The organism is Microvirga sp., from assembly GCF_014699075.1.
Lineage (GTDB): Bacteria > Pseudomonadota > Alphaproteobacteria > Rhizobiales > Beijerinckiaceae > Microvirga.
Genome location: NZ_JACXAB010000006.1, coordinates 104,834 through 129,613, shown reverse-complemented (window position 1 = coordinate 129,613; position 24,780 = coordinate 104,834). Strand labels below are relative to the sequence as shown.

Below are 24,780 nucleotides of genomic sequence, written 5' to 3'. Positions count from 1 at the left end.
GCCATATGATCTACACAATGATTGAAGTCATTCGGCTCAGTCCTAAATGGCTGAAAGCCCCCGCCAATTCCAAAGCTCAGCATGTCTGCACGAACATTATCGAACGCTCCTCGCATGCTCGGGCTTGACGGTCTCGCGGCAGCCGCAAGGCAGGGCAGCCCCTGTCGCAGCGGGCATGACATCGGACATCCCACCCACCAGTCCCCTCTGGAGAGGCGTCGGCTCGATGCACGATAGGCTCGTTCCCAGCCCGGACTTCCTCACCGGGGGTGGTGAGATGGGTGCGCTCATGCGCGCTCATGACTGGTCGTCCTCGCCCCTCGGCCCGCCGGAACACTGGCCGCAGAGCCTTCGGGCCGTGGTGAGCCTGATGCTCACGTCGAAATTCCCCATGTTCGTCGCCTGGGGACCGAAACTCGCGTTTCTGTACAACGACGGCTATGTGCCGATCTTCGGTGCCAAGCACCCGCATGCGCTTGGCCTGCCGTTCCGCGAGGTCTGGTCGGAAATCTGGGCCGACATCGGACCGCTGGTAACCAAGGCGCTCGCCGGGGAATCCACCTACCACGAAGACCTGCACCTCGTGATGGAGCGCAACGGCTACCCTGAGGACACGTGGTACACCTTCTCCTACTCGCCCGTCCGCGATGAGACGGGCGGGATTGCCGGCATGTTCTGCGCCTGCACGGAGACCACCCAGGAGGTCAAGCTGCGCGCAGCCCTGAGGGAAGAGCAGGACCGTCTTCGCGAGCTCTTCAAGCAGGCTCCGGGCTTCATGGCGATGCTGCGCGGGCCCGAGCACGTGTTCGAGCTCGTGAACGATGCCTACCTTCAACTCGTGGGCCACCGGCGCGACATCACCGGCAAGACCGTGCGCGAAGCCCTGCCCGAGATCGAGGGCCAGGGGTTTCTTGAGCTGCTCGACAAGGTCTACGCGAGCGGCAAGCCCTTCGTCGGCCGCAACCTTCGCGTCGGACTCCAGCGGCAGCCGGGCAGCCCCGTCGAGGAGCGCTTCGTCGACCTCGTGTACCAGCCCGTCACCGACCGGGAGGGGCAGGTCAGCGGCATCTTCGCCGAAGGCTACGACGTCACCGAGCGCGTGCAGGCCGAAGACAGCCTGCGCGAGAGCGAAGCGCGCTTCCGCAATCTCGCCGACAATGCTCCGGTGATGGTGTGGGTGACGGAGGCGGACGGCAGCTGCACCTACCTGTCCCGCTCCTGGTACGAGTTCACCGGCCAGACGCCGGAAACCGGCTTAGGGTTCGGCTGGCTCGACGCCGTCCATCCGGACGACAGCGGCTGGTCGGGGGATGTATTTCGCACGGCCAATGCCGAGAAGGGGCCTTTTCGCGTGGAGTACCGGCTGCGCCGGGCCGACGGCACCTACCGCTGGGCCATCGATGCCGCGGCGCCGCGCTTTGGCGAAGACGGCACCTTCCTCGGCTATGTGGGCTCGGTGCTCGACATCACCGACCGCAAGCAGGTGGAGGAGCACCGCGAGCTTCTCATCAACGAGCTGAACCACCGGGTGAAGAACACGCTCACCATCGTGCAATCCATGGCGTCGCAGAGCCTGAAGCAGATGAGCGAGGAGAACCGTCCCAAGGTCCAGGCCTTCGAGGATCGCCTCTTCGCCCTGGCCCGTGCCCATGACGTGCTCACCCGCGAGAACTGGGAGGGCGCGGAGCTGCGCGAGATCATCAACGAGGTGGTCGAGCCCTATCTGCGGCAGAAGACGAAGCATTTCGAGATCGAGGGCCCGCATCTTCGCCTGATCCCGCGAACGGCGCTGGCCATCGCCATGGCGATCCACGAACTGGCGACGAACGCGGCGAAATACGGCGCGCTCTCCGTTTCGACCGGATGCGTGTTCATCACCTGGACGGTCACGTCGGACAGCGCTCCGCATCTGGAGCTGTGCTGGCAGGAGCGGGACGGCCCGCCGGTTTCAGTGCCGACGCGAAGAGGTTTCGGCACCCGGCTGATCGAGCGGAGCTTGGCCACCGATGTGGGCGGAGAGGTTCAGCTGATCTACGAGCCCGCCGGAGTGGTGTGCGTGATGAACGTGCCGCTGAGGGATGAGACCAACACGCTGGAGCAACATCCGTACGGCTAAGCGGAACGCTCCCGACCAGCCGGTGGGGAAAGCATGCAACGCACATGAAAATGGCCGGGACGAGCCCGGCCATGATGCGTTCGCGGCGCTCTCTTACAGACCCAGCTTCTTCTTGCGCTGGGCCAGCGTGCGCAACCGCAATGCGTTGAGCTTGATGAAGCCTGCGGCGTCGCGGTGGTCGTAGGCCACGGCGCCTTCCTCGAAGGTGACGAGGTCCTGGTCGTAGAGGGTGTAGGGGCTCTGGCGGCCGATGAGGTGGACGCCGCCCTTGTAGAGCTTGAGCGTCACTTCGCCGGTGACGAATTCCTGGCTCTTGTCGATCATGGCCTGCAGCATCTCGCGCTCCGGCGCGAACCAGAAGCCGTTATAGATGAGCTCGGCATATTTCGGCATGAGCTCGTCCTTCAGGTGCGCAGCACCCCGGTCGAGCGTGATCGACTCGATGCCGCGGTGCGCCAGATGCAGGATCGTGCCGCCGGGGGTCTCGTACATGCCGCGGCTCTTCATGCCCACGAAGCGGTTCTCGACGAGGTCGAGGCGGCCGATGCCGTTGATCCGGCCGAGCTCGTTGAGCTTCGCCAGCAGGTCGGCCGGACCCATCTTTTGGCCGTCGATCGCGACCGGATCACCTTTGAGGAACTCGATCTTGATGACGGTTGCCTTGTCGGGCGCGGATTCAGGCCCGTCGGTGCGCGAATAGACGTAATCCGGCACTTCCATGGCCGGGTCTTCCAGCACCTTGCCCTCGGAGGAGGCGTGCAGGAGGTTGGCGTCGACGGAGAAGGGCGCCTCGCCGCGCTTGTCCTTGGCGATCGGAATCTGGTGCTGTTCGGCGAACGCGATGAGCTGCTCGCGGGAGCGAAGGTCCCATTCGCGCCAGGGGGCGATCACGGTGACGTCGGGCTTGAGGGCATAATAGCCGAGCTCGAAGCGCACCTGGTCGTTGCCCTTGCCAGTGGCCCCGTGGGAGACCGCATCGGCCCCCACCTTCTCGGCGATCTCGATCTGCTTCTTGGCGATGAGCGGACGGGCGATGGAGGTGCCGAGCAAGTAAAGCCCCTCATACTGGGCATTGGCTCGGAACATGGGGAACACGTAATCGCGCACGAACTCGTCGCGCAGGTCCTCGATGAAGATGTTTTCGGGCTTGATGCCGAGAAGCTCGGCCTTCTTGCGGGCGGGCTCCAGCTCCTCGCCCTGGCCGAGATCGGCGGTAAACGTCACCACCTCGCAACCATAGGTGGTCTGCAGCCACTTGAGGATGATGGAGGTGTCGAGGCCGCCCGAATAGGCGAGCACGACCTTGTTCACGCGCTTGTCGGCCATGGCAAAGGTTCCAGAGAGAAAGACTGCCAGCGGCTTAGCGGGGAAGGCTTTTGAGCGCAACGGGCAATTCTCGCACCGCTATGCTTGCGCCGCATTCCTGCCCGGAAAGCCTGAGGCTGCCGTAACCTATCGGAATGAACTAGGTCTCTTGTGGAGCGGAAGGCCGGCTTCGGGAGTTGGCCTGGTTCCTCCGGGTTTTTGGTTGCGAAGGACGCCCATGCATCGTCAGCCGGTTCTCGAATTCTGGTACGAGTTCGCCTCGACCTATTCCTATCTCGCGGCCATGCGCATCGAGGCGGCGGCGGAAGCGGCCGGGGTGGAGCTCGTGTGGCGGCCGTTCCTGCTCGGGCCGATCTTCAAGGCGCAGGGGTGGGACAACTCGCCTTTCAGCCTGTACCCGGCCAAGGGGCGCTACATGTGGCGCGACATGGAGCGGGAGGCGGCGCGGCTCGGGCTGCCCTTCTACCGGCCCGAAACCTTCCCGCAGAACGGGCTCCTGGCCGCCCGGGTCGCGCTTCTCGGCTCCGACCGGGGCTGGACCCCGGCCTTCACCCGGGCTGTCTATACGGCCCAGTTCGCGGAATGCCGCGACATCGCCGACCCGCAGGTGGTCAAGGACATCCTGACCGCCTTGGGCCTGGACGCCGGGGCCGTCATCGTCGAGGCGGGGGGCGAGGCCAACAAGATGCGCCTCCGCCGGATGGGCGAGGAGGTGCAGTCGCGGGGCCTCTTCGGCGCGCCCACTTTCTTTGCCGAGGACGGGGAGATGTTCTGGGGCAACGACCGGCTCGTACAGGCCCTGGATTGGGCCGTGACCCAGGCGCGGCGCGGGCAGGCGCCTGCCTGAACGTCGGCGTCGGGAGTGCTTTGCTTCTTCCTCATTGAGGTTTAAAATCCTGTGCTACGAAGAGCGAAGGATAAGCTCATGCGCGGCCTGGGGATTGCAACGTTGGGAGCCGTGCTGGTCTCCAGTTCGGTGGTTGCGGGACCATCGAAATCCCATTGTAGCTCTGGCGAAGCGACTGTGTTCACCTGCACGGTAGGCGGGAAGACCGTCTCTTTGTGTGCCTCCGCGGACCGCTCCTTCTCATTTGGCACCCTTCAATACAGATTCGGGCGGATCGGGTGGGTTGAGCTGAGCTATCCTGAGAGGCCTGTCGCTCCGCATGAGGCATTTACCGGCGGCCTGGCTTTGCAGGGTGGCGGGGGATACAGTTACGTACGTTTCATCAGGAACGGCATTCGTTACACGGTCTATCGATTTATAGGCTCCGGGCATGAAGAGGATGGGCTTGTCGTGAAGAGAGGAGAGAAAGAGCTCCTTGCCGTAACCTGTTCGAATTTTGCTCACGTCGATAATGACTGGTGGCGACGTATCGATAACGATGCTCTGCCGGCTTTTCCCGATGAGCTTGATGTTCCCTGAGCCAAAGGGTTGAAACCCTTGTGATCCGGGGCCAATTGGGTTAAGACAACCCCCAATCCGACAGGACAGTGACGGTTTCGATTGTCAGGGTGCGTGTTCCGCGCCCTCGCGGCGTTCCGAGAAACCCTGTCGGACCAAGCGTTTCCATCCGCTGATGATACGCCGGCCTGCTCGGATGAGCAGCATGCCCGGGACATGGCCCTGAAGGGGCGTCTCAGGCAGCGGCGGCTGGAAACGGCCCGTTAACACGAGCCGCCGGCGTTGCCCCTTGAACGAGGGCCATTCAGGAGAACCTATGTCTGCAGCTTTGCAACAGCCGAGCCGTGAAGATTTCGCGGCCCTGCTCGAAGAATCCTTCCGCACGAACGAGATCAGCGAAGGCTCGGTCGTGAAGGGCAAGGTGGTCGCGATCGAGAAAGACGTCGCGGTCATCGATATCGGCGCCAAGACCGAAGGTCGCGTCGCCCTGAAAGAATTTGCCGGCCCGAACCGCGACCAGACCGTGGTCGTCGGCGACGAGGTCGAGGTCTATGTCGAGCGCATCGAGAATGCCCTGGGCGAGGCCGTCATCTCCCGTGACAAGGCCCGCCGCGAAGAGTCGTGGGTGAAGCTCGAGAAGGCCTTCGAGGCCCAGGAGCGCGTCAACGGCACCATCTTCAACCAGGTGAAGGGCGGCTACACCGTCGACCTCGACGGCGCCGTGGCGTTCCTGCCGCGCTCCCAGGTCGACATCCGCCCGGTGCGCGACGTCACCCCGCTCATGGGCGTGGCTCAGCCGTTCCAGATCCTCAAGATGGATCGCCGCCGCGGCAACATCGTCGTGTCGCGCCGCACGGTCCTCGAAGAGAGCCGCGCCGAGCAGCGTTCCGAGCTCGTGGCGAACCTCGAAGAGGGTCAGGTCATCGACGGCGTGGTCAAGAACATCACCGAGTACGGTGCGTTCGTTGACCTCGGCGGCATCGACGGCCTGCTGCACGTCACCGACATGGCATGGCGCCGCGTCAACCATCCGTCCGAGGTCGTAACCATCGGCCAGACGGTGAAGGTGAAGATCATCAAGATCAACCACGAGACGCACCGCATCTCGCTGGGCATCAAGCAGCTGCTGGCCGATCCGTGGGAGGGCATCGCCGCCCGCTACCCGGTTCAGGCAAAGCTGAAGGGCCGCGTCACGAACATCACCGATTACGGTGCGTTCGTCGAGCTCGAGCCCGGCATCGAAGGCCTGATCCACGTCTCCGAGATGTCCTGGACGAAGAAGAACGTCCACCCGGGCAAGATCATCTCCACCTCGCAGGAGGTTGAGGTCGTGATCCTTGAGGTCGATCAGGTGAAGCGCCGCATCTCGCTGGGCCTGAAGCAGACGCTCCAGAACCCGTGGGAGGCCTTCGCCGAGAAGCACCCTGTCGGCACCGAGGTCGAGGGCGAGGTGAAGAACAAGACCGAGTTCGGTCTGTTCATCGGCCTCGAGAACGACGTCGACGGCATGGTCCACCTCTCGGACCTCGACTGGAACCGTCCGGGCGAGCAGGTCATCGACGACTTCAAGAAGGGCGACGTCGTGCGCGCTCAGGTTCTCGACGTGGACGTCGAGAAGGAGCGCATCTCGCTCGGCATCAAGCAGCTGGCCGGCGATCCCTTCGCCGAAGCCGGCGAGCTGAAGAAGGGCCAGATCGTCACCTGCGAGGTTCTCGAGGTGAAGGACGGCGGCCTGGAAGTGAAGATCGTCGACACCGACCTCTCCACCTTCATCAAGCGCAACGAGCTCGCTCGTGACCGCGCCGACCAGCGCCCCGAGCGCTTCGCCGCCGGCGAGAAGCTCGATGCCCGCGTCACGCAGTTCGACCGCAAGGCCCGCCGCGTGACCGTCTCCATCAAGGCCCTCGAGGTCGCTGAGGAGAAGGAAGCCATGGCTCAGTACGGCTCGGCCGATTCGGGTGCGTCGCTCGGCGACATCCTCGGCGCCGCCCTGAACAAGGCCGGCAAGAAGTAATCCAACTCTGCACGTCAGGGTTTAATGGATCCCCGGGCCGAAAGCCCGGGGATTTTTGTTTGGAGTTGTCCGAAAGGCAGTTCCCCTCCCCGCAAGGGGGAGGGAAGATTGCGCCATGTTCTTGACGAGCCGGGCGCATCTGAGCCCGCAAAGCTTCATGCGGTTTTTTGTTGGCCCCCTGTCTTGCCGCCCTATCTGGCTTCGCAATAGGGTGCTCCCCCCGCACCCGGTGCGAACCCAGCGCATACGATTTCGAGAGACCAAACGATGTCCATCGATGCCGAAGCCATTGCCGACCGCCGCCGCCTGCGCCGCAAGCTCTCCTTCTGGCGGGTGGCGGGATTCTCCGGGCTGATCGCTGCCGTCGCGGCCATCGGCTATGCCGCCGCCGACCGGGCGGGCTATGGCACGATCCAGAACCAGATCGCCCGCATCTCCGTCGACGGTGTGATCACCGGCAACCAGCGCCTCGCCGACCTGATGCGCCGGGTGGGCGATTCGAGTGCGGTCTCCGGCGTGGTGATCTCCATCAACAGCCCCGGCGGCACCACCACGGGCTCGGAAGAGCTCTTCCGTAACATCCGCCGCCTCGCCGAGAAGAAGCCTGTCGTCACCTTCGTGGACGGCACCGCAGCCTCCGGCGGCTACATCACGGCCCTGGCCACCGACTACATCGTGGCCCGCGAGACCTCGATCGTGGGCTCCATCGGCGTGCTTTTCCAATATCCCGACCTCACGGGCCTGATGGGCCAGATCGGCGTGAAGATGGAGGCGGTGAAGTCCGCGCCCCTGAAGGCCGAGCCGAACCCGTTTACGCCCACCTCGCCGGAGGCGCGGGCCGCCATGCAGGCGGTGGTCAACGACACCTATGACTGGTTCAAGAATCTGGTGCGCGAGCGCCGCCGCCTGAACGAGGGCGAACTCTCCACCGCGTCCACCGGTCAGGTGTTCAGCGGCCGCCAGGCCGTGCCCCTCAAGCTCATCGACAGGATCGGCAGCGAGCGTGACGCGGTCGCCTGGCTCGAACAGGAGAAGGGCGTGGCCAAGGACCTGCCGATTCGCGATTGGGAGCCGAGATCGGATCGGGATCTCTCGATTTTCGCCGCGAGCGCTACGATGGCCGATCTCTTCGGCTTCGAGCAGGTGGCCGAAGCCATGCGCCGCACATCGGCTCAAGCCGAGATCGCGCGGCTTGACGGCCTCCTGGCTGTCTGGCAACCTTTGGAAAAATAAAGCAACGTCAAAGATATAGCTCATCCATGATAAAATCCGAACTCGTGCTCAAGATCGCTGAGCAGAACCCGCATCTCTACCAGCGCGACGTGGAGAAGATCGTGAACGCGATCCTCGACACCATCGCGGATGCGCTGTCCCGGGGCGACCGGGTGGAGCTGCGCGGCTTCGGGGCGTTTTCGGTCAAGAAGCGGGATGCCCGCACGGGCCGCAACCCGCGCACGGGCGAATCCGTTTCCATTTCTGAGAAGGTCGTCCCGGTCTTCAAGACGGGCAAGGAAATGCGTCAGCGTCTCAATGCTCCGGCTCCGAAGGTGATGAAGGCGGCGGCGGCCCAGTAATTCTCGCCAACAATTCTCGAGAGGTGTTCGTGATTCGCTTTCTGAAGGCGCTCATTCTCCTGCCGGTCGCCATCCTGATCGTCCTGCTCGCCGTGGCGAACCGGGCCCCGGTGACCCTGTCCCTCGACCCATTCTCGAAGGAAGCGCCGGAATTCGCGTTCCAGCTGCCCCTGTTTGCCGTCATCTTCGCGGCCGTGATGCTGGGCGTGGTGATCGGCGGCACGGCGAGCTGGCTCGCTCAAGGCAAGAACCGCAAGACTCGCCGGAAGCTCAGGCGCGAGACCCGGCAGCTGCGCTACGAGACCGAGCGCCTGAAGGCGCAGACGCCCTCGAACACGAACCTGCCGGCCACGATTCCTTCCCAGGCCCGAAGCATCTAAGACAATCCCATGCGCGTCGTCACCTCTGCCGAGATCGATCAGGTTCTCACATTTCCGGCCCTGATCGAGGCCCTGGCCGAGGCGTTTCGCGGCAACATGGTCACCCCGGTCCGGCATCACCACGAGATCGAGCGTCCGGGCGCGCATGGCACGCTCCTGCTCATGCCGTCCTGGACCGGGCCTGCCATGCAGGACGGCTTCCTCGGCGTGAAGATTGTCACGGTCTTTCCCGAGAACGGCGCCAGGAGCCTGCCCAGCGTGATGGGCTCGTATCTGCTGATGGACGGCAGCACGGGTGAGCCGGTTTCCGTTCTCGACGGGGCGCGCCTCACCGTCTGGCGCACCGCAGCGGCATCGGCGCTGGCAGCCCGCTACCTCGCCCGCGAGGATGCAAGCCGCATGGTGATGGTCGGGGCCGGGGCGCTCGCGCCTTTCCTGATCCGGGCCCATATGAGCCAGCGGCCGATCCGCGAGGTGGCGCTCTGGAACCACCGGCCCGAGAAGGCCGAAAGCCTCGCGGCGGAACTCAGGACTGAGGGCCTGCCCGTGACTGCCGTGGCCGATCTGGAGGCGGCCGTGCGCGGGGCCGATCTCGTCTCCTGCGCGACGCTCTCCACCGCGCCCGTCGTCAAGGGCGCTTGGCTCAAGGAGGGGGCGCATCTCGACCTCGTGGGCGCCTTCAATCTCAAGATGCGCGAGGCCGACGACGAGGCCCTGCGCCGGGCTCAGGTCTACATCGACACCCCGGCGGCCAAGTCCGAGGGCGGCGACGTGGCCGTATCGCTCCAGAGCGGCGCGATCTCCGAGAGCCATGTGCGCGGCACCCTGACCGATCTTTGCCGCAGCGCGCCACGCCGCGATCCGCAGGCTATCACCGCGTTCAAATCCGTGGGCACTGCGCTGGAGGATCTGGCTGCGGCGATGGTGGTGTGGCGCTCGCTGGCGAAATCGGTGTAAAAGCACTCCTCATGGATAACCTGGTGAAAATCTGCGGGCTCTCCACGCCCGAAACCCTCGATGCCGCCCTGAGCGCAGGCGCGGACATGGTCGGCTTCGTGCGGTACCCGAAGAGCCCCCGCCACGTCAGCCTCAACCTCGGCCACCGTCTGGCCTTGCAGGCCAAGGGCAGGGCGCAGCGCGTCGTCCTTCTGGTCAACCCGGGCGATGAGGACATTGCCCAGGCGGTGGAGGCCATCAATCCCGACCTGATCCAGCTGCATGGGAGCGAGACACCTCAGCGCGTGGCCGAGATCCGCTCCATGGTGAGACGGCCGGTCATGAAGGCCCTCGGCGTCGCGGCGCCGTCCGATCTCCAGGCTCTGAGCCCTTATGCCGGCGCCGATCACATCCTGCTCGATGCCAAGCCGCCCCGCACCGCCGAGGCTCTGCCCGGCGGCAACGGCGTCTCCTTCGACTGGGGGCTGCTGAACGGTCTTGACCCCAAGGTTTCCTTCATGCTGTCAGGAGGCCTCACCCCCGACAACGTGGCGGAGGCGATCCGGCTCACGAAGCCCAGGGCCGTCGATGTGTCATCGGGGGTGGAAACCGGACCGGGTCTCAAGGATCCGGCCAGGATCGAGGCCTTCATCAGGGCCGCCCGGACAGCATTCGCTGCTGCCCGTCACTAGACCAGGACGGCACGTCTGTTCGGGCGTGCTTCTAAGACCTTCAAGGCAGGACAGGCCGTGTCAGCTCAAGCTCAACCCAATTCCTACCGCACCGGCCCCGACGAGCGCGGGCATTTCGGCCAGTTCGGCGGACGTTTCGTCGCCGAAACCCTGATGCCGAACATCCTCGAGCTGGAAAGGGCCTATGAGGAGGCGCGGAACGACCCGTCCTTCCATGCCGACATGGCGAGTTACTCGACCCATTACATCGGCCGCCCGAGCCCGCTCTATTTCGCCGAGCGCATGACCGAGCATCTTGGCGGGGCAAAAATCTACTTCAAGCGCGAAGAGCTCAACCACACCGGCGCCCACAAGGTGAACAACGTGCTGGGTCAGATCCTTCTCGCCCGCCGCATGGGCAAGAAGCGCATCATCGCCGAAACCGGCGCCGGCCAGCATGGTGTGGCCACCGCCACGCTGTGCGCGCGCTTCGGCCTGGAATGCATCGTCTACATGGGCGCGGTCGACGTGGAGCGGCAGAAGCCCAACGTGTTCCGCATGAACATGCTCGGCGCCAAGGTGGTGCCCGTGCAGTCCGGCACCCGCACGCTCAAGGACGCCATGAACGAGGCCCTGCGCGACTGGGTCACCAACGTAGCCGACACCTTCTACTGCATCGGCACGGTGGCGGGTCCGCATCCTTACCCGGCCATGGTGCGCGACTTCCAGTGCGTGATCGGCCAGGAGACCCGCGAGCAGATGATGCAGGCGGAAGGCCGCCTGCCGGACTCGCTCGTCGCCTGCATCGGCGGCGGCTCCAACGCCATCGGGCTGTTCCACCCGTTCCTCGACGACAAGGACGTGGAGATCTACGGCGTGGAGGCAGCCGGTCACGGCCTGTCGAACCTCCACGCGGCCTCGCTCTCCGGCGGTCGCCCCGGCGTGCTCCACGGCAACCGCACCTACCTGCTCATGAACCAGGACGGCCAGATCGCCGACGCCCACTCCATCTCGGCCGGCCTCGACTATCCCGGCATCGGCCCGGAACATGCCTGGCTGCACGAGATGGGCCGGGTGCAGTACATCTCCGCCACCGATGACGAGGCGCTCGACGCCTTCCAGCTCTGCTCGCGTCTCGAAGGCATCCTGCCGGCGCTCGAGCCTGCTCACGCACTGGCCAAGGTCGTCGAGCTCGCGCCGCAGAAGCCCAAGGACCACCTGATGGTGATCAACATCTCAGGCCGCGGCGACAAGGACCTGTTCCAGATCGCCGAGCATTTGCAGGAAAAGATCGTCTGAAAACACCCTGTGTCATCCCCGGCGGCCGAAGGCCGGGAAGGGGATCCATGGCGTTGCGCGTGGGGGTGGATTCCCTTCCCCTCCGCTACGCTCCAGCCGGGAATGACACGCGTGTTCATTCTGAATGTCCCATGCTAAAGACGCAGCCCATGACCCAACGCATCGAAGCCCGTTTCCAGAAGTGCCGCGCTGAAGGCCGCGCCGCTCTCGTCACCTATGTGATGGCCGGGGACCCGGATCCCGAGACCTCGCTCGAAATCCTCAAGAGCCTGCCGAAGGCCGGGGCCGACATCGTCGAGTTCGGGCTGCCGTTCACCGATCCGATGGCCGACGGGCCGGCGATCCAGGCGGCGGGCCTGCGGGCGCTGAAAGTGGGGCAGGATACGGTCAAGACCCTCGACCTGATCCGCCGCTTCAGGGCCGAGGACCGGGACACGCCCGTGATCCTCATGGGCTATTTCAACCCGATCTATGTCTACGGCGTCGACCGCTTCCTGGTGGATGCAAAAGAGGCGGGCGTCGATGGCCTCATCGTCGTCGACCTGCCGCCGGAGGAAGATGACGAGCTGTGCCTGCCGGCCCTCAAGGCCGGTCTCGCCTTCATCCGCTTGGCCACCCCGACCACCGACGACAAGCGCCTGCCGGCGGTGCTCACGAACACGGCGGGCTTCGTCTATTACGTGTCGATCACCGGCATCACGGGTGCCGCGACGCCGGATTTCGGCAAGGTCGCCACGGCCGTGGAGCGGATCAAGCGCCACACGCCCCTGCCGGTGGTGGTGGGCTTCGGCGTCAAGAGCGGGGCGCACGCGGCCGCGGTGGCGCAAGGCGCCGACGGCGTCGTGGTGGGCTCGGCCCTGATCGATGCCCTCAAAGGCACCCTCGATGCCGAGGATCGCGCAACGGCAGGATCCGTCGAGGCGGTGACGAAACTGGTGAAAGAGCTGAGCGAGGGTGTGCGCTCAGTGGCAAAACGCGCGGCGGCCTAATACATAGAGCAAGGCTCCTCATGCATGGGGGGCTTGGTGCATCACTCTCTGCCTCATCCTGAGGAGCCGCTTTTGCGGCATCTCGAAGGAGGGTCCAGAGAGCACTGGATGATCCTTCGAGACGGTCACTGACGTGACCTCCTCAGGATGAGGGCTTCCGGGGTGCTGACAGGAAGGTAAAGCGATGAACTGGATTTCCGAAGTCGTCCGTCCGAAGATCAAGACGCTCTTCAACAAGCGCGAGACGCCGGACAATCTCTGGATCAAGTGCCCGGAGACGGGCCAGGTGGTGTTCCACAAGGACGTGGAGGCGAACCAGTGGGTGATCCCCGGCTCCAACCACCACATGCGGATTTCTGCCACCCAGCGCTTGGCTCTCATGTTCGACAACGGCACCTGGCTCGACGTGGCCCTGCCGGAAGTGGCCGTCGATCCGCTCAAGTTCCGCGATGAGAAGAAGTACATCGACCGCCTCAAGGAGAACCGTACCAAGACGGGCCAGCAGGACACCTTCAAGATCGGCTTCGGCCGGGTCGAGGACCTGCCGATGACCATCGCGGTGCAGGATTTCGGCTTCATGGGCGGCTCGCTCGGCATGGCGGCCGGCGAGGCCTTCATCAAGGGCGCCGAGACGGCCCTCGAGAAGAAGACCTCTTACGTGCTCTTCGCGGGATCGGGCGGCGCACGCATGCAGGAGGGGATTCTCTCGCTCATGCAGATGCCCCGCACCACGGTGGCGATCCGCCGCCTGCGCGATGCGAAGCTGCCCTACATCGTCGTGCTCACGAACCCGACCACGGGCGGCGTGACGGCGTCCTACGCGATGCTCGGCGACGTGCATCTCGCCGAGCCCGGCGCGCTCATCGGCTTTGCCGGCCCGCGCGTGATCGAGCAGACCATCCGCGAGAAGCTGCCCGATGGCTTCCAGCGCGCCGAGTACCTGAAGGAGCACGGCATGGTTGACGCGGTCGTGCACCGCCACGACCTGAAGGCGACCGTGGCCCGCCTGTCGCGTCTCTTCACCAAGGCGCCGGCTGCGAGCGTTGCTGCGGCTCCCGTTCCTGCCCTGCCCGAGATCACGGCTGCGGCTGCCGAATAAGCGAGACCAGGGCAATGAATTCCTCCGATGCGCTGATCGCGCGCTTCCTTGCCCTGCACCCGAAGACCATCGACCTCTCGCTCGACCGCATTCAGCGGCTGCTGGCGCAGCTCGGCCATCCGGAGCGGCGCCTGCCGCCGGTGATCCATGTGGCCGGCACCAACGGCAAGGGCTCCACCATCGCGTTCATGCGGGCAATCCTGGAGAACGCCGGGCTTGCCGTCCACGTCTATACCTCGCCCCATCTGGTGCGCTTCCACGAGCGCATCCGCCTCGGCAAGTTCGGAGGCGGGCAGTACGTGACCGAGGACCGGCTCGTCGAGGCCTTCCGACGCTGCGAGGCGGTCAATGCCGGCGCTCCCATCACCGTGTTCGAGATCACGACCGCCGCGGCCCTGCTGGTCTTCTCCGAGGAGCCCGCCGACGTGCTCCTGCTCGAAGTGGGCTTAGGCGGCCGGTTTGACGCCACCAACGTGATCGACCGGCCTGCTGCCGCCGTGGTCACGTCCATCGGACACGACCATGCGGAATATCTCGGCACGACGCTGACGGCCATTGCCGGCGAGAAGGCCGGCATCTTCAAGCGCGGCTGCCCGGCGGTCATCGCCCCACAGGATTATCCGGAGGCCGACCAGACCCTGCGCGACGCGGCGGAGCGCATCGGCGCCGCGCCGCTCCTCGTCGGCCAGCAGGATTTCTCGGTGCATGAGGAGGGCGGGCGCCTCGTCTATCAGGACGAGAAGGGCCTTTTGGACCTGCCGCGCCCAAAACTCATCGGCCGCCACCAGTTCATCAATGCCGGCACGGCCATTGCTGCGCTGCGCAGCGCCGGTTTCGAGGGCTTCGAGACGTCAGCCTTCGAGGCGGGCCTCACCCGGGCGGAATGGCCGGGCCGCCTGCAGCGCCTCAACCGTGGCCGCCTGCCGGAGATCGCGCCGTCCGGCTGCGAGATCTGGCTCGACGGCGGCCACAACCCCGATGGCGGCCGGGTGCTCGCCGCCGCCATGGCCGACCAGAGCGAACGCTCGGACGCGCCCCTCGTGCTGATCGCCGGCATGCTCGGCACCAAGGATTCCGGGGCCTTCTTCAAGAACTTTTCGGGGCTCGCCCGGGAGGTGATCGCGGTGCCGATTTCAGGCCAGATCGCCGCGCGCCCGGCCGAGGAGGTCGCATCCATCGCGGCAAGCGTCGGGCTCACCACCTCGATCGCATCCAGCGTCGAATCAGCCCTCGCCTCGCTCCACAACTACGTCTGGGACCGCCCGCCCCGCGTGCTGATCTGCGGCTCGCTGTACTTGGCCGGCGAGGTGCTGGCGGCGAACGGGACGTTGCCGGAGTAGTCTTCGAACCTCGTCATCCCGGACGGCGCAGCCGATCCGGGATCGGGTGCAGGATGTGGCGCTCGAACCTCAACGTTGTCATTCCCGCGAAGGCGGGAATCCATAACCGCTGACGGCGCAAGACAATGTGTGACGCTGCTCGCCAACTCTTGAGACGTCGTGATTATGGATCCCGGGCTCCGCTGCGCGGCCCCGGGATGACGATGCTCGAAAGAAAAGGGGCCTTTCGGCCCCTTTGTCATTGTTCAGGTTGTCTCTGACTGAATTAAGCCGAAGCCTGGATCCAGCGGGAGAGCTCGCCCTTGGGGGCGGCGCCGACCTTTTGGGCCACGACCTTGCCGTCCTTGAACATCATCAGCGCCGGGATCGAGCGGATACCGAGCTGGGAGGAGATCTGCGGGTTCTCGTCCACGTTGAGCTTGGCGATCTTCACCTTGCCGGCCATCTCGTCGGAAATCTCTTCCAGAGCCGGGCCGATCATGCGGCAGGGACCGCACCATTCCGCCCAGAAATCGACCACGACGGGCTCGGAGGACTGCAGGACGTCCTGTGCGAAGTTTGCGTCGGTCACCTTTACGGTTGCCATCACATCACCTTTGACAATTGAAGCGCGACTCAACGCTCGAGCCGCTCGGCTATAGGGCCAAGGTAAGAACCGGCCTGCTGGGAATCAAGCGAGGGCGCCGGCCCTCACGCCGCTTTGATGAGGGTAAGTGCCGATTCCAGCTCCGGTTCCATCAGCTCGTGGATTACCGGCCCTGAGGTCCAGATCAGGAAGGTGCGGATCTGCCGTCCCGGATAGATTTCGGCCAAGAGCCTCCGGTAGAGGGCGAGCTGGGCCACGTAAGAGCGCGGTGGCGGTTGGCCGGGGCGGGGCGGGCGAGCCGTGGTTTTGAAATCGGCCACCAGCACCTCGCTATCCAGCACAGCCAGACGATCGATCTGGCCCGAGACCATAAGTGTGCCCTCGGCCGTCATCACATGCCCGGCGATGGGGGCCTCGGCCCGCGAGCCTATGCCGAAGAGAGGCCTCAGGTCGGGATGGTCGAGAACGGCGAGGGCATTGGCGAGAATCGATTCCCGCAAGTCTGGTGCGAGCCGCGGGGCACGGGCCTTCACGTAAGCTCGGGCCATGCTCTCCCGGTGCTCCGGCGACAGGGCCGGCAGGCGCTCCAGCAGGGCGTGAACCAGGGTGCCGCGCAAGCGCGCCTCGGGGGCATAGGGTCCGTCGCCCGGCCGCGTCATGCGGTCGGCGGCGCCGAGCGCGCTGGAGGGGCGGATCGGCGGCAGGGGCTCGGGCTCCTGCGCCACCTTGGCGGTCAGCCAGTCCGGCACAGCGATGGGATCGAGGGCTACGACATCCGACTCGGCCGCGAGGGTGCGCGCCAGGGGCGAGCCGTCGCGCCACACGGAGATCGGGCCATAGGGAGCCTTGTCGAGCTCCAGGCCGCCGGCCTTGGCGACGAGCCCATGGCGGATCATCTCGCACCAGGCCTCCTGCGGCGATTCCTTCTTGCCCGTGAGATAAGGGGCGATCACCAGCCGGTCCTTGGCGCGGGTCATCGCCACGTAGAGCAGCCGGTTGTGCTCCTCGTGGCCCTTCGCGTGCAGGATCTCGCGGGCCTGCGCCATCACGCTGGAATCGGAGGTCTTGCCCGGCGCCCAGACGGGGATCTTGTCGCCCATCTTGGTTTGCAGCTGCAGCAGCGGGGAGTCACGGCCGAGCACCTCGCAGCCATCGATGAGCACCACGACGGATGCTTCCAGGCCTTTGGCGCCGTGCACGGTCATCACGCGCACTTCGTCGTTCACGGAATCGAGGTCGCGCTTGATGGTGTGATCGGCGGATTCGAACCGGGTGATGAAGTAAGTGAGCGACGGCGTTTCCGTCATCTCGAACTGATGCGCGAAGCACAGGAAGGCATCGATGGCATCGCCCGCCTCGCTGCCCAGCCGCGCCACGAGCAGCGAGCGCCCGCCGCGGGGGCCGAGCAGGGTGGCGAAGAAGCCGAAGGGGCCATGGATTTTCGCGAGTTCGCGCCACGCGGCGAGTGCCTCGCATCCGCGCTTTGCCTTCGCGTCGCCGTTGTCGGCGTGACGCGCCAGCGCCGCGTGGAGCGATTCCTCCTCCGAGCGGCTCGCGGCGATGCGGATGAGATCGTCGTCGTTGAGCCCAACGAGCGGGGACTTCAAGGCGGTCGCAAGCGTGAGGTCATCATCCGGCAGCAGCGCCGCACGGCCCGCGGCCACGAGATCGAGCACGGCGATGTGCTCGCCGATATTGAGCCGGTCGGCGCCTGCCACCGGCACGCCCGCCTCTTTCAGCGCGCGGATCACCGCCTCGAAGGCCGCGCCGCGCTTGCGCACCAGCACGAGAATGTCGCCGGCCTTCCACAGGCGGCCCGTCTCGTCGCCTTTGGTGGTCCAGCACTTCACGGCCTGCGCGATGCGCCGCGCGACCACCACGGGGGGCGATTGCTGCTCGGGCTCGTCGACCGGCAGAACCCAGGCCTCGGGCTCTTCCTCGTCTGCCGGCGTCTCGACGGGCCACAATTCCACGAGGCCCGGCGCATGGGGCCGCGCGCTCTCGTGCACGGTGCCGACGGCCTTGTCCTCGAAGGACAGGCCCTTGAAGTGCCGGTCGACCGCAAACGTCGCGTCCACGGCCGAGAGCACGGCCCTGCCTGAGCGGAACGACATGGTGAGCGATACGTCCTCGAAGGCGAGCTCGGCCTCGCGCACCTTCTGCGACCAGCTGCGGCGGGTGGTCTCAAACTCCTGCGGGGCTGCGCCCTGGAAACCGTAGATCGACTGCTTGGGATCGCCCACTGCAAAGAGCGTGCGCACGCGCCCGCCCGCAGCACCCGCGCCCGCGGTGAAATCCTCGGTGATCTTGCGCAGGATCTCCCATTGCTCCGGGTTCGTATCCTGCGCCTCGTCGATGAGCACGTGGTCGATGCCGCGATCGAGCTTGTAGAGCACCCAGGCGGTGTCGCCGCGCGAGAGCAGCGCCAGCGTCTTGTCGATGAGGTCCTGGAAGTCGAGGGCGCCAAGCCGCATCTTGGCCTGCTCGACGCGGGCGTGGATCTCGGCGGCGAGGGTGAACAGCGCCCCCGTGCGCTCGGCAGCACGCGCCGCCTTGCGCTTGTCGATGAGCGAGCACACCCGATCCTGCTCGCGCAGCAGCTCGTCCTTCAGGCTCTCGCTCACATCCTTGGTGAGGAAGGCTGAGCTCTTGCGCGGCGTACCGCCATCCGTGAGGAAGACCGAGAGATAGTTCTCCAGCTTCTCAGGTAATTCCTTGGCCTCGGCAGCCGCGATGAGGGATGCAGCGCGCTTCTGGTCCGTCGCCTTTCCGCCGAGCAGCTCCTGGGCGATGGCGGGCCAGGTCTCGGGCTTGAGGCCGCCTTCCAGCATGGTGCGCTCGATGATGTCGAGCGTCTCGTCCGGGCCCAATCCGAGTTCCTTGCGCAGCCGCATGGGACCTGTGGGATCATGCAGGAACGTCTTGCATTTCAACGCCGCATTGATCGCGGAGGCGAGCGCATCGCCCACCGCATCGACGCTGATGATGTCGAGGGCCTCGGCCAGGGCCGGGAAGTTGCCGCTCGCCGCATCGGCCATCACGTTGGCGGTGGCTTGCGCCAGCATCTCGTCGGTCTGGCTCTCGTCGAGCACGGCAAAGCGCGCCGGCACGTTGGCCTCGAATGGCACGAGATGCAGGAGCCGCTCGCAGAAGGCGTGGATGGTGTCGATCTTCAACCCGCCCGGCGTTTCCACCGCGCGCGCAAATAGCGTGCGCGCGAGCTTCACCTGCTTGCGGGTCGGCTTCTCGCCTTCCAGCTCCGTCAGTTCCGCGACAAGGCTGTCCTCGTCGAGCGTCACCCAGCGTCCCAAGCGCTCGAAGACGCGGATTGCCATGTTGGCGGCGGCCGCCTTGGTGAAGGTGAGGCACAGGATGCGACCCGGGAGCGAACCTGCCAGCAGCAGGCGCACCACGCGATCCGTGAGCACCTTTGTTTTTCCCGCACCCGCATTGGCCGACACCCAGGCGGAGGCGCGTGGGTTCGCGGCGCGACGCTGCGCGTCCTTGGTGTATTGCGGGATGACGAGATCGGTGCTCATTCGAAGCCCTCACCGCCGCCGGCGCTGGCGAGCGACCATTCCTTCACGCGCGCCAGATGATCGTATTCCGAGAAGCGCCGCGCATATTTCGGGAAGGGCCGCGACAGATAGGCGGCTTCGCCCTTGGCGTAACGCACGATCATGCCCTCGAAGCGGCGGCGATGTTCTTCCACGATCTCCGCAACAGGACGTGTCTCCTTGCCCGACGGCCCGATCTCGCGCGGCTTGATCGGCTCGCGTCCGCCGGTGGTGTGGATGTAGATGAGGTCCGGCGTTTCCTTCGCCTTGGGCAGACCCTTGAAGGCGCCCTTCATCAGCATCATGGCCTCAAGCGTCAGCTGCGGGGAGAAGCCGGCATAGACTTCCCGGATGCCGGGCGGCTGACCGGTCTTGAAGTCGATGATGGCAAAGCCGCCGTCGCGGCGGTGCTCGATGCGGTCGGCGCGGGCGCGCAAGGAGAAGATCGAGCCGTCCGGCAGCGGGATCGACAGGGAGCCCGAGCGCTCCGCATAGACATCGACGAGCGCAGGACGGCGCGCCTGCTCCCACACAACGAACTCCGTGGCCAGCCGCGTGAAGCGCGGCCACCATTCGGCATAGAGTTCGGGATAAGCCTCGGCGATGTCGGCGAATTCAACTTCACCGAGCCCGAGGAGGATTTCCAGCGAATGGGCGGGAATGGCCTTCGGGTACTGCGTGGCGAACTGGCCGAGCACCTCGTGAATGATCGTGCCGCGATCCGCCGCGCTCGGTGTCACGGCAATGGCGTCGAGGGCATCGAGCTTGAGGATGTGGCGCGCGAAGATCGAGTAGGGATCGCGCACCAGCGTCTCGATCTCCGTGACGCTCAAACTGCGTGGGAACAGCGCCGGGTCGGGCTTCGGCCGCGGGCGCGGCAGCGGCGGCGCGGGCTCCGGCGTGTCGAGGGTGCGCGCGAGGCGGCGATACACTTCGCCCGCCTTTGTCATCTGCTCCCAGGTGTCCTTGCCGGTGAAGGCCTTGAGCCGCTGCAGGAAGCGCGAAGGCACCATGGGCGAGCCGTCGCGCTTGTGGGCGCGGGTGATCACCACGTCGTGAGTGCCGAGCGCCTGCACGAAGTCATGCGCGGTCTGGCCGATGCGCCGCTCCGGCGGCATCAGTCCGACGCGCGAGCGCATGGGGCGGTTGAGGAACGCGTCGGTCACCGTGCGCGGCGGCCAGGTGCCCTCATCCAATCCGCCGAGGACCACGCGGTCGACGGAGAGGAGGCGCGCTTCAAGAAGGCCGAGGATCTTCAGGCGGCGATGGGTCGAGCGCGGCGAAGGGCTCAAGGAACGCTGCTTGGCGAGCGCGTTGAAAAAGGTTGGATAATCGACGAAGCGACCGCTAAGCGGATGGCCTTCCTCGGCGCGAATGTCCGAGTGTTCCAGGTCGTCGAAGAGCGCCGCGAGCGCTTCCCTAGAGGTGTCTGCATCAGGCTCTTCCGGCGCGTCATCAGGACCGGCCCAGAGCAGTTCGACGGCCCGGCGGTGATGCTCCACCAGGGCCATGAGGTCGAGCCTGCCCTCGCCGTGAACGGCGGGCGTGAAGCTGTCGAAGGCAACGCCGAGGCGCCGCAGCAATTCGTCGGCGAGGTCCCAGTCGGCCTCTGTCAGGCGCTTCACCGGACGCGGTGCGCGACGGTTGTTCTCAACTCGGCGACTGGCGAGCGCCGTGCGGATGCCCTCAACGCCGAGCGCAGGAGCGGGACCGCGCAGCACCCCGATTTCGAGCACGCTGGCGGCATGCTCGACGGTTTCACGCGACAAGCCCAGACGCACCATCGGATGCGCCAGCAGAGCGAGCAGTCGCAGGGGTCGTAGATCGTCAGCCGCCGCTTCGGCGGCGAGCCGCGCGAGACGGCCGGCCGGGGTGTCGGAGAGGGGAATGCCGGCGGAGTCTTCCACGCTCAGGCCCCAGCGGGCGAGTTCTGCCGTCACGCGCGCGGCAAGTGCGCGGTCGGGCGTGACGAGGGCTGCGTTTTGTCCCGGGCGAGCGATGGCTTCGCGCAACGCGATGGCGATGGACAAAGCCTCTTCGCGCTCGTCCGCCGCCTCGATGATGGCGAGGCCCTCGCAGCCGCTGCGGCTCAAGGCAACACGATCTTCGTTTAAGATCAGCGACCAGCGGTCCGTGGTATCGGCCGGACGCAGGGCTTCCGAGAGCAGATGATTGCGGGCTCCTGCGGCCGCAGGCGTGTCTCCAAGCACTGTGACGGCGGAGCGTGGGATGCGCAGGTGCTTGTCGAGGAGACGGCGGAGCGAAGCCTGCGGATGGCTGTGCACCGGATCAGACTCGTCGTCGCCGTGTCCGCCGATGGTGGACCAGCTCTCCTCGTCGAGATCGGTGTCGAGACCAGGCAGCACGATGGCGCCCTTGGGCAGGCGCGCGATCACGCCCATCAGGTTCGCGGTGGCCGGCACCGAGCCGGTCGATCCCGCCACGATGATCGGATGCTCCGGACGCTCGCGGGTGAGACGCTTTGCTTCCGCCTCCAACAAGGCGTTGCGCCGCTGCGCCGGATCACTCGCCTGCCGGTCGGCCAGGATCTTGGGCCAGTACTCGCTTGCGATCTGCACGAAGTGACGGGTGATCTCGAAATATTTCGAGTAATCGGCATCCACGGCGAGTTCGAGGGCGTGCCAGTCGATGCCTTCCGTCGTGAAGGCATCCATCAGGGTCTCGAGATCGCCCGCGAGGTTCACCGCATCGGCGGGCGACGCCGGCACCATGAAGGGCACCTCGGGGCCGATCTGCAGCAGAGCGCGGTCCACTTCCGCCGACCAGCGCTGCACGAGGCGCGTGAGGATGAGGCGGCGCTCCAGGGGCGGGATCGGGGGCTTGAGGCTCGCGGCCTCCTGCAGCGGCGTGCCCTCCAGGCCCGTCAGCTCGAATTCGGCCTCATCCGTTTCGCCCAAGGGGACGATGCGCGGCAGGAGCTGCGCCCGGCCGCTGCCCCGTTCGGCCAGCAGCGCGATCAGCGCGCGGGTGGCGCGGCGGTTGGGAACGTAGATCGTGATGTCGGCGAGAGCCGCTGGATCGTCGGTTAAGGGGCCGACAAGACAACCGTCGGACAGCGCGTCCACCAGGGTCGGCAGGAAGGCGCAACCCGGAGGAATCGAAAAGACACGCGGTACGCTCGACACTCCTTCAACCTCATCGCTTGCTGGCGGCGAGGCACTGTTCGGCCTCGGCAATGGCCTGCGGCTCGCCAACATGCAGCCATTGACCCTCCAGGCACAAGCCATAGAGGCGGTCCTTGGCGATGGCACGGTCGTAGAAGGCGTTGGCGGAGAAGGCTCCATCCGGCGTGCCATGGACCAGTTCCGGCTTTACGATCGCGACGCCCGCGTAGGCGAAAGGAGCGCTGTCGTCCGTTCCGCGGCGGCGCAGGCGACCGTCGGAATCCTGATGAAAATCGCCGCGGCCTTCGAATCCGATGCTTGTGGATAACGGCGCCACAAGCATCAGGATGTCCATCCTGTCCGGGTCCCAGGCCTGCACCAAGCGTAGCAGATTCGGCTTCTGGCCTTCGATCCAGAGCGAGTCGGAGTTGAAGGTGATGAAAGGCTCATCGCCCAACAGCGGCAGGGCCTTCTTCACGCCGCCGCCGGTTTCCAGAAGCTCAGCCCGTTCGTCGGAGACCACGATGCGGGGCGTCTCGCGGCTGCTCAAATGCGCTTCGAGCATGTCGGCGAAGTGATGCACGTTCACCACCACCGTCTCGACGCCTGCCTCGTGCAGCTTGTCGAGGGCGAAGTCGATCAGGCTCCGGCCCGCCACCTTCACCAGCGGTTTCGGCATGGTGGCCGTGATCGGCAGCATGCGCTTTCCGAGACCTGCAGCGAGGACGATGGCTCTGTGGGGTGCGCGCGGCGAGGTCTGGGGCAAAGGACTGGCTCAGGATTCGGGAGGGGGTTCATCCACGGGTGGGATGAGCCGCGGCAGGTGGGTCTCATACCAGCCTTTGAGCTTCCCCAGGGCCGGATGGGCGAGGTTGCGAATGAGGTAGGATTCGATCCGCGGCAGGTGCTTGAGGTAATGCGGCTTGCCGTCTCGCCGGTCGAGGCGGGCGAAGATGCCGAGGATCTTGGTGGCGCGCTGGCCTGCCATGATGGCGTAGGCGCGCGCGAAGGACGACACGTCGAAGGCCGGATCCGCGGCCTTCCGGTCGCGGGCATAGAGGCCGATGAGCTTGAGTTCGAGTTCCGGCGGCACGGTCACGCGCGCATCCTGCAGCAGGGAGGCGACGTCGTAGGCCGGGGAGCCCAGCACCGCGTCCTGGAAGTCGATCATGCCCACGCGCTGCAGGCCTTCACGCCCCGGCAGCCAGATGAGATTGGGCGAATGGTAGTCGCGCAGGGTCCAGGTCACCGGCGCGGAGAGAACCTCGCCCAGGGTCTCGGTCCAGAGATTGACGAACTCCGCCCGCACCGAGCCCGAGAGCTGGGTGCCGATGATGTGCGGCACATACCAGTCGAGCAGCAGCTCCACCTCGATCAGGAGCGCTTCGAGATCGTAGACCGGAATCGCGTGGTCGATGCCATCGGTGACGGGAAGCACCTGCGGCAGGGTCTGGCCGTGGAGCTGCGCCAGGAGGCGCGTGGCTTCTGCATAGCGATCGGGGATCGGGCCGTTCTCGTCGGTCACGGGCTCGGCGCCGAGATCCTCGATGAGGAGGAGGCCCGCCTCCAGCTCCTCGCCGTAGATGTATGGCGCGCTGAACCCCAAGGCCCGCAGGCCCTTGTCCATGGCCACGAACGCATTCACCGTCTCGGCGAGCTTCGCGATGGTGGTGTAGGGCTTGCCGCGCCGCACCGCGGGCCCGACCGGGCGCGGGGGCGAGATCATCAGGAGCGCGGTCGAGCCGTCGGGCTTCACGAGGCGCTCATAGGAGCGGATCACGGAGGCGTCGGCCGTCATGGGCTGGCGGCTGGCATCGCCCCAGCCGCAGCGCTCCACCAGGTTGCGATAGGCCTTCATGCGCTGCAGCCTGGACGCGAAGGCGCCGGTGCCGGTGAGCATGGCGAGCCGGCCCTTGCCCTGGCCGCCGGGCGCGAAATCGAGGCGGATGTCGAGATGTTCGGGCTTCAGCGCACCCTCGGCGCGCTCCGGCCATTCGACGAGGGAGATGGCGTTCTCGGTCATCTCGTCCCAGCCCAGCTCCACCAGCTCGTAGCCGCCGGACAGGCGGTAGAAATCCGCATGGACGATGGAGCTGCGCGGGCCTTCATAGACCTGCATCAGGGTGAAGGTGGGGCTCGGGACCTCGAGCTCCGGATCGCCCGCGAGAAGACGCACGAGGGCGCGGGCGAGCGTCGTCTTGCCGGCCCCGAGACCGCCCGAAAGGGTGACGAGATCGCCGGCTTTCAGCTCCTCGGCCAGGATGCGGGCGAAGCGCTCCGTCGCCTCGTGGTCGGGAAGCGTGACGATCCATGCGGCCTGCAAAAGATCCTGCTCGGGCATAAGGGCCGGTCCATTCACCATC

Annotated in this window: 19 protein-coding genes; 13 read left to right on the top strand and 6 right to left on the bottom strand. The window is 65.9% G+C overall.

What is annotated here, in order from left to right; all coding sequences use genetic code 11:
• Nucleotides 1-226: 226 nt before the first annotated feature.
• A complete protein-coding gene (locus IC232_RS12030; RefSeq protein ID WP_190845211.1) occupies nucleotides 227-2,116 on the top strand; it encodes a PAS domain-containing sensor histidine kinase in 1,890 nt (629 codons plus the stop codon).
• A gap of 93 nt (nucleotides 2,117-2,209) precedes the next feature.
• Here the strand turns inward: IC232_RS12030 and IC232_RS12025 are convergent, their stop codons facing one another.
• On the bottom strand, nucleotides 2,210-3,442 hold the full coding sequence (locus IC232_RS12025) for an argininosuccinate synthase (protein ID WP_190845210.1): 1,233 nt from the start codon (nucleotides 3,440-3,442) through the stop codon (nucleotides 2,210-2,212).
• A gap of 217 nt (nucleotides 3,443-3,659) precedes the next feature.
• Between IC232_RS12025 and IC232_RS12020 the strand changes: the two genes are divergently transcribed.
• The 12 genes from IC232_RS12020 (at nucleotide 3,660) to IC232_RS11965 (ending at nucleotide 15,149) form a co-directional block, all read left to right on the top strand.
• The gene (locus IC232_RS12020) at nucleotides 3,660-4,289 is read left to right on the top strand and encodes a 2-hydroxychromene-2-carboxylate isomerase (protein WP_190845209.1); all 630 of its coding nucleotides are present in this window, start codon (nucleotides 3,660-3,662) and stop codon (nucleotides 4,287-4,289) included.
• Between the two features lie 78 nt (nucleotides 4,290-4,367).
• Nucleotides 4,368-4,868: a hypothetical protein gene (locus tag IC232_RS12015; protein WP_190845208.1), complete on the top strand. Its 501-nt coding sequence runs from the start codon at nucleotides 4,368-4,370 to the stop codon at nucleotides 4,866-4,868.
• Nucleotides 4,869-5,163: 295 nt separating this feature from the next.
• Entirely contained in the window at nucleotides 5,164-6,861 is a 1,698-nt protein-coding gene (gene rpsA / locus IC232_RS12010) for a 30S ribosomal protein S1 (RefSeq protein ID WP_190845207.1), read from the top strand.
• A 267-nt stretch (nucleotides 6,862-7,128) separates the two neighbouring features.
• Entirely contained in the window at nucleotides 7,129-8,094 is a 966-nt protein-coding gene (gene sppA, locus IC232_RS12005) for a signal peptide peptidase SppA (protein ID WP_190845206.1), read from the top strand.
• 26 nt (nucleotides 8,095-8,120) lie between these two features.
• Entirely contained in the window at nucleotides 8,121-8,435 is a 315-nt protein-coding gene (ihfB, locus tag IC232_RS12000; protein ID WP_036354203.1) for an integration host factor subunit beta, read from the top strand.
• Between the two features lie 29 nt (nucleotides 8,436-8,464).
• Nucleotides 8,465-8,815: a LapA family protein gene (locus tag IC232_RS11995; RefSeq protein ID WP_190845205.1), complete on the top strand. Its 351-nt coding sequence runs from the start codon at nucleotides 8,465-8,467 to the stop codon at nucleotides 8,813-8,815.
• Between the two features lie 9 nt (nucleotides 8,816-8,824).
• On the top strand, nucleotides 8,825-9,772 hold the full coding sequence (locus IC232_RS11990; protein ID WP_190845204.1) for an ornithine cyclodeaminase family protein: 948 nt from the start codon (nucleotides 8,825-8,827) through the stop codon (nucleotides 9,770-9,772).
• Nucleotides 9,773-9,783: 11 nt separating this feature from the next.
• Entirely contained in the window at nucleotides 9,784-10,443 is a 660-nt protein-coding gene (locus IC232_RS11985) for a phosphoribosylanthranilate isomerase (RefSeq protein ID WP_190845202.1), read from the top strand.
• A 57-nt stretch (nucleotides 10,444-10,500) separates the two neighbouring features.
• Complete coding sequence (gene trpB, locus IC232_RS11980) at nucleotides 10,501-11,721, top strand: tryptophan synthase subunit beta (protein WP_190845200.1); 1,221 nt, start codon at nucleotides 10,501-10,503, stop codon at nucleotides 11,719-11,721.
• 149 nt (nucleotides 11,722-11,870) lie between these two features.
• Nucleotides 11,871-12,710, top strand: a complete 840-nt coding sequence (trpA, locus tag IC232_RS11975) for a tryptophan synthase subunit alpha (RefSeq protein WP_190845197.1) — start codon at nucleotides 11,871-11,873, stop codon at nucleotides 12,708-12,710.
• A 184-nt stretch (nucleotides 12,711-12,894) separates the two neighbouring features.
• Nucleotides 12,895-13,809, top strand: a complete 915-nt coding sequence (gene accD, locus IC232_RS11970) for an acetyl-CoA carboxylase, carboxyltransferase subunit beta (protein WP_190845195.1) — start codon at nucleotides 12,895-12,897, stop codon at nucleotides 13,807-13,809.
• A 14-nt stretch (nucleotides 13,810-13,823) separates the two neighbouring features.
• Complete coding sequence (locus tag IC232_RS11965) at nucleotides 13,824-15,149, top strand: bifunctional folylpolyglutamate synthase/dihydrofolate synthase (RefSeq protein WP_190845192.1); 1,326 nt, start codon at nucleotides 13,824-13,826, stop codon at nucleotides 15,147-15,149.
• A gap of 265 nt (nucleotides 15,150-15,414) precedes the next feature.
• Here IC232_RS11965 and trxA read toward each other — a convergent pair whose 3' ends face one another.
• The 5 genes from trxA to tsaE all read right to left on the bottom strand — a co-directional run bounded on the left by trxA (nucleotide 15,415) and on the right by tsaE (nucleotide 24,779).
• Nucleotides 15,415-15,735 (bottom strand): thioredoxin, encoded by a 321-nt coding sequence (trxA, locus tag IC232_RS11960; RefSeq protein ID WP_036354183.1) that lies wholly within the window; start codon nucleotides 15,733-15,735, stop codon nucleotides 15,415-15,417.
• A 104-nt stretch (nucleotides 15,736-15,839) separates the two neighbouring features.
• On the bottom strand, nucleotides 15,840-19,274 hold the full coding sequence (addA, locus tag IC232_RS11955; RefSeq protein WP_190845190.1) for a double-strand break repair helicase AddA: 3,435 nt from the start codon (nucleotides 19,272-19,274) through the stop codon (nucleotides 15,840-15,842).
• Nucleotides 19,271-22,438: a double-strand break repair protein AddB gene (gene addB / locus IC232_RS11950; protein ID WP_190845188.1), complete on the bottom strand. Its 3,168-nt coding sequence runs from the start codon at nucleotides 22,436-22,438 to the stop codon at nucleotides 19,271-19,273. Before addB ends, addA begins: the two co-directional genes overlap by 4 nt.
• Nucleotides 22,439-22,448: 10 nt before the next feature.
• Complete coding sequence (locus tag IC232_RS11945) at nucleotides 22,449-23,183, bottom strand: nucleotidyltransferase family protein (RefSeq protein WP_190845185.1); 735 nt, start codon at nucleotides 23,181-23,183, stop codon at nucleotides 22,449-22,451.
• A gap of 9 nt (nucleotides 23,184-23,192) precedes the next feature.
• Nucleotides 23,193-24,779: a tRNA (adenosine(37)-N6)-threonylcarbamoyltransferase complex ATPase subunit type 1 TsaE gene (gene tsaE, locus IC232_RS11940; RefSeq protein ID WP_190845183.1), complete on the bottom strand. Its 1,587-nt coding sequence runs from the start codon at nucleotides 24,777-24,779 to the stop codon at nucleotides 23,193-23,195.
• Nucleotide 24,780: the final 1 nt, after the last annotated feature.

Coding starts and splice junctions, on each gene's coding strand:
- IC232_RS11985 (WP_190845202.1), top strand. CDS start 9,784: ATGGATAACCTGGTGAAAATCTGCGGGCTCTCCACGCCCGAAACCCTC.
- IC232_RS11990 (WP_190845204.1), top strand. CDS start 8,825: ATGCGCGTCGTCACCTCTGCCGAGATCGATCAGGTTCTCACATTTCCG.
- trxA (WP_036354183.1), bottom strand. CDS start 15,735: ATGGCAACCGTAAAGGTGACCGACGCAAACTTCGCACAGGACGTCCTG.
- accD (WP_190845195.1), top strand. CDS start 12,895: ATGAACTGGATTTCCGAAGTCGTCCGTCCGAAGATCAAGACGCTCTTC.
- IC232_RS12025 (WP_190845210.1), bottom strand. CDS start 3,442: ATGGCCGACAAGCGCGTGAACAAGGTCGTGCTCGCCTATTCGGGCGGC.
- tsaE (WP_190845183.1), bottom strand. CDS start 24,779: ATGGTGAATGGACCGGCCCTTATGCCCGAGCAGGATCTTTTGCAGGCC.
- IC232_RS12020 (WP_190845209.1), top strand. CDS start 3,660: ATGCATCGTCAGCCGGTTCTCGAATTCTGGTACGAGTTCGCCTCGACC.
- ihfB (WP_036354203.1), top strand. CDS start 8,121: ATGATAAAATCCGAACTCGTGCTCAAGATCGCTGAGCAGAACCCGCAT.
- IC232_RS11965 (WP_190845192.1), top strand. CDS start 13,824: ATGAATTCCTCCGATGCGCTGATCGCGCGCTTCCTTGCCCTGCACCCG.
- sppA (WP_190845206.1), top strand. CDS start 7,129: ATGTCCATCGATGCCGAAGCCATTGCCGACCGCCGCCGCCTGCGCCGC.
- rpsA (WP_190845207.1), top strand. CDS start 5,164: ATGTCTGCAGCTTTGCAACAGCCGAGCCGTGAAGATTTCGCGGCCCTG.
- IC232_RS12015 (WP_190845208.1), top strand. CDS start 4,368: ATGCGCGGCCTGGGGATTGCAACGTTGGGAGCCGTGCTGGTCTCCAGT.
- IC232_RS12030 (WP_190845211.1), top strand. CDS start 227: ATGCACGATAGGCTCGTTCCCAGCCCGGACTTCCTCACCGGGGGTGGT.
- addA (WP_190845190.1), bottom strand. CDS start 19,274: ATGAGCACCGATCTCGTCATCCCGCAATACACCAAGGACGCGCAGCGT.
- trpA (WP_190845197.1), top strand. CDS start 11,871: ATGACCCAACGCATCGAAGCCCGTTTCCAGAAGTGCCGCGCTGAAGGC.